The 4,727-nt window shown below is 53.2% G+C and carries 3 protein-coding genes; all 3 read left to right on the top strand.

From position 1 onward, the window contains the following. Window positions 1-238 precede the first annotated feature (238 nt). The 3 genes from RUMCAL_RS03400 to rplI all read left to right on the top strand — a co-directional run bounded on the left by RUMCAL_RS03400 (window position 239) and on the right by rplI (window position 4,695). Complete coding sequence (locus tag RUMCAL_RS03400) at window positions 239-2,086, top strand: ribonuclease J (RefSeq protein WP_084194326.1); 1,848 nt, start codon at window positions 239-241, stop codon at window positions 2,084-2,086. A 67-nt stretch (window positions 2,087-2,153) separates the two neighbouring features. After that, on the top strand, window positions 2,154-4,118 hold the full coding sequence (locus RUMCAL_RS03395) for a DHH family phosphoesterase (protein ID WP_021681114.1): 1,965 nt from the start codon (window positions 2,154-2,156) through the stop codon (window positions 4,116-4,118). 130 nt (window positions 4,119-4,248) lie between these two features. Beyond that, complete coding sequence (gene rplI / locus RUMCAL_RS03390) at window positions 4,249-4,695, top strand: 50S ribosomal protein L9 (RefSeq protein ID WP_021681113.1); 447 nt, start codon at window positions 4,249-4,251, stop codon at window positions 4,693-4,695. Window positions 4,696-4,727: the final 32 nt, after the last annotated feature.

The following is a 4,727-nucleotide window of genomic DNA, read 5'->3' as shown; positions in this document are numbered from 1 at the left end:
ATCTGTCGCACAATCTTTGTGCGGTATTGCCCAGGGTGTCCTTTTTCCATGCAGCCCGTTTTTTCTGAAAAGGCGGTTTGCAGAACAGGCGGAGGAGAATTCTGCCGTCATGCGGCGGCAATGTGCCTGCTGAACAGGCGGCAGTCTGTGCGAGTGCCGATTCGGCAGGCAGACTGACAGTGATTTCGGAAAAGAGAACATTTGTGCTGTCCCCACGTGAGAAAGTGAGGATATTTATTTGGCAAACGAAAAAGAACAGGTAAGAGAAGTACGAAACAATCCCCAGCCCCGCAAGAGAAGCTATGGGGCAAGACCGCGGCAGCAGGGTGCCGGCGAGCGTCCCTCCGGCGGCAATCGCCGTCACAACAACAATCCACGCCCCAGAAACAACAACAATGCACAGCCGACACGGCAGAACCGCCAGAAGCGGACACCGGTACGTATCATTCCGCTGGGTGGTCTGAACGAGATCGGAAAGAACATGACCGTGTTTGAGTGCTGCAATGACATGTTCATTCTGGACTGTGGTCTGGCATTTCCGGATATGGATATGCCTGGTGTGGATATTGTCATTCCGGATTTCACCTATGTGGAGGGCAACAAGGACAAGATTCGCGGCATCGTCATTACCCACGGTCACGAGGACCATATCGGCGGTCTGGCATATCTGCTGAAAAAGATCAATGTGCCGATTTATGGCACCCGCATGACACTGGGACTGATCGAGGGCAAGCTGGAAGAACACGGGCTGCTCAAGCAGGCGAAGCTGATCGAAGTGGAACCCCGCACCACCGTGAGAATGGGCTGCATGGCAGTGGAATTCATCAAGGTGAACCACTCTATCCCCGGTGCAGTCGGCATGGCGATCCATACACCGGCTGGCATCATTGTTCACACCGGTGACTTTAAGGTGGACTTCTCGCCGATCGACGATGAGATCATCGATCTTGCACGGTTCGGCGAGCTGGGCAGCCGCGGCGTACTGGCACTGATGGCAGACTCCACCAATGCAGAGCGTACCGGATTTACATGCTCGGAACGCACCGTTGGCGGCAGCTTTGAAAAGCTGTTCAAGCGGGCGGAGGGAAAGCGAATCATTATCGCTACATTCTCCTCCAATGTGCACCGTGTACAGCAGATCATCGATCAGGCAAAGAATTACAATCGAAAAGTGGCGGTGTTCGGCCGCAGCATGGTGCATGTCATCGAAAAGGCGACGGAACTGGGCTATCTGAAAGTGCCCAAGGGCATTATGATCGATATTGATGAAATGAACCGTTATCCGGACGACCAGATCGTACTGGTGACTACCGGCAGTCAGGGCGAACCGCTGTCGGCTCTGACACGTATGGCAATGAACAGCCATAAAAAGGTGACGATCACACCGAATGACTTTATCATCATTTCCGCGAAGCCGATTCCGGGCAACGAAAAATATGTCACACGGGTAGTCAATGAACTGATGAAATCCGGTGCGGAAGTTATCTACGAATCCATGTATGAAGTGCATGTTTCCGGTCACGCGTGTCAGGAGGAGCTGAAGCTGATCCAGGCTCTGACGAAGCCGAAGTTCTTCATTCCGGTGCACGGCGAATATAAGCATCTGGTCAAGCATGCGGAAATTGCAAAGTCTATGGGCATGCCCAGCGATCATATCATCATTTCCAAGATCGGTGATGTCATCGAAACCGACGGCAACTCCATGCGTATCGTTTCACAGGTGCCTGCCGGTCGGGTTATGGTAGACGGTCTGGGTGTCGGCGATGTCGGTTCTATCGTGCTGCGGGACAGAAAGCATCTGTCACAGGACGGTCTGATCATTGTAGTGATCGGCATCGAACGGGCAGCCAATGCCGTAGTGGCAGGACCGGACATTATCTCCCGCGGTTTTGTCTATGTGCGGGAGTCGGAAGAACTCATGGACGAGGCACGCAATGTCATGACGACTGTGCTGGACAACTGCAACGCACGGGACCTCAAGGAATGGGGAACGCTGAAAACCAAGCTGCGTGATGTCCTGTCCGACTTCATCTATGCCAAGACCAAACGCAGCCCGATGATCCTGCCGATCATCATGGAGGTATAAATGCCTGTTACAGGCTCTTGAAGATAGCTGTTGCTGAAAAGCGGCTGTCTGCAAAGGAGAATGCAGCATGAAACGAAAATATGGGGTGATGATCGCCACATGGATCTTGTGGTTTATCAGCGTCCTTGTACCGCTGTTTTGTATGGTGCTCCAGCGAGTGCCCCAGCGGTTTTTGACCATACAATTTCTGGTGATCTTGCTGTTGGGGATTCTGCTCTGTGTCCAGTGGATCTGGCTGCGGCGTGCAGAACGGATACAGAATACCGCTGTCCGCGGCGAGATCGAGGGTGCCGGCATGGCTGCCCTCCAGAGCATGACTGTGCCGATGATTCTGGCGGAACGGGACGGAAAGATCCTCTGGAGCAATGAGATATTCCAGAACCGCTTCGTGTCGGGACGCTCTGTGCTGGGGCGTTCTGTGCAGGACGTGATTCATCTGAATCTGGCGGCTCTGGATCAAAACCGTGACCTGTTAATGGAGCACAACGGGCTGAGCTATCGGGTGCATGCTGTTTCCAGTGCCCAGAACCAGCAGGAAATCATTGCGGTGCAGTTTCTGGAAATCACAGATATTCTGCGGTTGCAGCACGAGCAGACCAACTCCCGTCCCTGCGTAATGCTGCTGGTGATCGACAGCTATGACGATCTGCTGCAATACGCCAGAGAAAGCGAAAAGGCACAGGTTTCCGCCGAGGTGGAACGGGTGCTGGAAAACTTTATGCAGGGGACAGAGGGCATTATCCGCAAGGTAGAAAACGACCTGTTCTATGCGGTAATGGAATCCCGCTATCTGCACGAGATCATGAACAACCGGTTCCATGTGCTGGACGAGGCACGGCAGATTCGTGTCAACGACCGCATGCACATCACCTTTTCCATTGGCGTGGGTGACGGCGGTTCTACATTGGCGGAGAGCGAGAAGTTTGCCCGCCAGTCGCTGGATATGGCACTGGGACGGGGCGGCGATCAGGCGGCAGTGAAAACGGAAAACGGGTTCTGCTTTTTCGGCGGTGCCTCCAAGGGCATCGAGAAGAAGTCCAAAACCAAGATTCGCTCCATTGCCCTTGCCATGCAGGAACTGATCGAAAATTCCGATCAGGTGTTCCTTATGGGACACCGCTTCGGCGATCTGGATTCCGTAGGTTCTGCCTGCGGTCTGGCGGGAGCCGTGCGGCTGATGCAGAAGCCGGCGTATGTGGTGGTGAACCAGCAAAGCTGTCTTGCCACCCAGCTGATCGACCGCATGCAGCAGTGTCCGGACGGTCCGAAGTTTATGGAACCGGTGGACGCACTGGCACAGGTGACGGACAACAGCCTGCTGATCGTCGTGGATACCCACAACAAGGACATTCTGGAAAGCGTGGATCTGTACCATGCGGCACGGTATGTCATTGTCATCGACCACCACCGGAAAAATGTGAATTTCATTGAAAATGCGGTGATTTTCCACCACGAACCCTATGCATCGTCCGCTTCGGAAATGGTGACGGAGATCATACAGTATTTCCGGCTGGATACCGAGGTTTCCTCGGCATATGCTGATGCCCTGCTGGCGGGAATCATGCTGGATACCAAGAATTTTGTCATGCGTACCGGTGTGCGAACCTTTGAAGCGGCGGCGTATCTGCGGAAGATCGGGGCGGATACGGTACAGGTCAAGTCCCTGTTCTCCAATACGATTTCCATGTACTCCATGCGTGCCCAGATCGTGGCACATGCGGAATTGTACCGGAACAACGCCATTTCTGCCGTGAAGCTACAGGACAAAAATGCCCGTGTGCTGGCGGCACAGGCGGCAGATGAACTGCTGAGCATTCAGGGCGTGGAAGCTTCCTTTGTGCTGTATCTGGAAGAAACCGGCGTGGGAATCTCCGCACGTTCTATGGGTAATGTCAATGTACAGGTCATCATGGAACAGCTGGGCGGCGGCGGTCACCAGACAATGGCGGCAACGCAGCTGAAAGGCTGTACCATTCAGGAGGCAAAGGAACAGCTGCTGCTGATTCTGGAAGCACAGGAAAATGAAACATAAGGAAACACTGCATAAAGCCCGTCTGACGGCTTTGCACGCAATCTGACGATGCATCTTATGCACAAGCTTTATTCCGTGTTTCCATAATCGGATAAGCATTTCCTTAAAGTAAAGAAAAGGAGAGAGAACCATGAAAGTAATTTTTATGCAGGACGTAAAAGGCTCTGGAAAAAAGGGCGAAGTGAAAAACGTTTCTGACGGCTATGCCCGCAACATGCTGCTGAAAAAGGGGCTGGCAGTAGAAGCAACACCGCAGAACCTGTCGGAACTTTCCGGAAAGCAGTCCTCCGCAGCCCACAAGATCGACGTGGAAAAGCAGAATGCACAGGCAATCGCTGACAAGCTGAAAGGACAGACTGTTCACGCCGGAGCAAAGGCTGGCAACGGCGGCAGACTGTTCGGGGCAGTTACTGCGGCACAGATCGCGGAGTGCATTGAAAAACAGTTCGGCTGCAAAATCGACAAGAAGAAGATCGGTCTGAAATCGGACATCAAAAATTTCGGCAGCTATGAGGCAGATATTCGCCTGTACACCGGCATTTCTGTCAAGGTGACTGTAGAAGTTGTCGAGGAATAAAGGCAACACCGCACAAAGAGCGTCTGGCGACT

It is taken from the genome of Ruminococcus callidus ATCC 27760, from assembly GCF_000468015.1.
Taxonomy (GTDB): domain Bacteria; phylum Bacillota; class Clostridia; order Oscillospirales; family Ruminococcaceae; genus Ruminococcus_C; species Ruminococcus_C callidus.
Note: the sequence above shows the minus strand (reverse complement) of the source record. Positions and strands in the feature narration are given on the sequence as shown.